The sequence below is a fragment of the Burkholderia sp. Tr-20355 genome, from assembly GCF_017104685.1.
Taxonomy (GTDB): Bacteria; Pseudomonadota; Gammaproteobacteria; order Burkholderiales; family Burkholderiaceae; genus Burkholderia; species Burkholderia seminalis.
The window spans coordinates 1-1,512 of sequence record NZ_JAAGPK010000370.1 but is presented as its reverse complement, the minus strand read 5'-3'; the positions used below and the strand labels follow the sequence as shown (position 1 = coordinate 1,512).

Annotated in this window: 2 protein-coding genes; both read right to left on the bottom strand. The window is 73.8% G+C overall.

What is annotated here, in order from left to right:
- On the bottom strand, positions 1–1,219 hold a 1,219-nt coding region (locus tag G3N62_RS35435; protein WP_241013302.1), incomplete at its 3' end, for an alpha-amylase family glycosyl hydrolase.
- On the bottom strand, positions 1,216–1,512 hold a 297-nt coding region (locus tag G3N62_RS35430; RefSeq protein ID WP_206141545.1), incomplete at its 5' end, for a 4-alpha-glucanotransferase. The genes G3N62_RS35435 and G3N62_RS35430, both read right to left, overlap by 4 nt.

Here is a 1,512-nt window from a genome sequence, read left to right as displayed (position 1 = left end):
CGCGCCGCTTGCCGTCGAGCACCTCTTGCGCGAACGTGCGCGATGCGCCCGACACGGCGGCCCAGTGCGCGGCGAGCGGCTCGGCGCCGGCGGGGTCGTGCAGCAGCGCGCCGACATCGTTCATGAAGTCGTAGCCGGTCGTGCCGGCGACGGGCCAGTCGGCGGGCAGCGCCTCGCCGGGCGCGAGGATCTTCTCGACGACGACGTACGGCGGTGCCCGACGCTGAGTGGCGAGTCGCGCATCCAGCCGCCGGCAGTACGCCGGCGGATCGGCGAGGCCGTCGACGTGATCGACGCGCAAGCCGTCGACAAGCCCCGCCGCATGCAGGCGCAGCGGCAGCGCATGCACGGCGTCGAATACCGCGTCGTCGTCGACGCGGACGGCCGCGAGCGTCGCGATGTCGAAGAAGCGCCGCCAGTTCAGTTCGTCGGCAGCCGTGCGCCACCACGCGAGCCGGTAGTGCTGGCGTTCGAGCACCTGGTGCAGGCGGATGCGCGAACGCGCGAGGCGCGGGTCGGCCCCGCGCAGCACGGCGTCGAACGCGTGCGGGCCGTGCGCGGCCGCATGATCGCGCAGCGCCGCATGCGCGGCGGCCAGCCGCGCGCTGTCGCGCGCCGGCGCGATGTCGAAGCGTTCGGCGAGGGCGTTCAGGTCCGCGCGGTTCGCGAGGCGCAGGATCTCCGCATACGTGGCGGCGGACACCGGCAGCCGCCGTCCGGGGCATGCGACGAAGAAACGTCCGGCGGCCGCGTCGACGCCGAGCGTGATGTCGCCGGCTGCGAGCGCGTCGGCATAGGGCACGCCCAGGCACGGCAGCAGCACCTTGCCGTCGAGCGCCGGATCGGGCGGGTGCCAGTCGATATCGAAGTAGTGCGCGTACGGGCTCGCCGGTCCCCATTCGAGCACGTCGTTCCACCAGCCGTTCGACGATCCGCCGACGCCCATGTGGTTCGGCACGATGTCGACGATCACGCCGAGGCCGCGTGCGCGCAGCGCGTCGACGAGCCGGACGAAACCGGCTTCGCCGCCGAGTTCGGGATTGAGCACGCCGTAGTCGACGGTGTCGTAGCCGTGCCGCGAGCCCGGCTCGGCCGTCGCGACCGGCGACAGGTACAGGTGGCTCACGCCGAGCCGCGCGAAGTAGTCGGCGTGCGCGGCGGCGTCGTCGAACGTGAAGCCCGCATGAAGCTGCAGCCGCAGCGTCGCACGCGGTGTCATGCGCCGCGCCTCGGTGAACGGCGCGCGTGTACGATCGCCGCGATGCGTTCGCGCACGTCGGCGTCGACCAGCGTGTCGATCGTGCGCGGCAGCCGCTGCCGCCAGTTCGGATGGCCGCACGGCGGCCCCGGCAGGTTCGGCTGCGCGTCGAGCGCGAGCAGATCCTCGAGCGGCACGATCGCGAGCGGCGACGGGCCGTGCGCGACGTACGCGAGGATCGCGCTCACCGGCGGCGCGGCGGCGGGCGGCACGGCGGTGCCGGCCGGTGCACAGCCGGCTTGCTGCATCGCGTG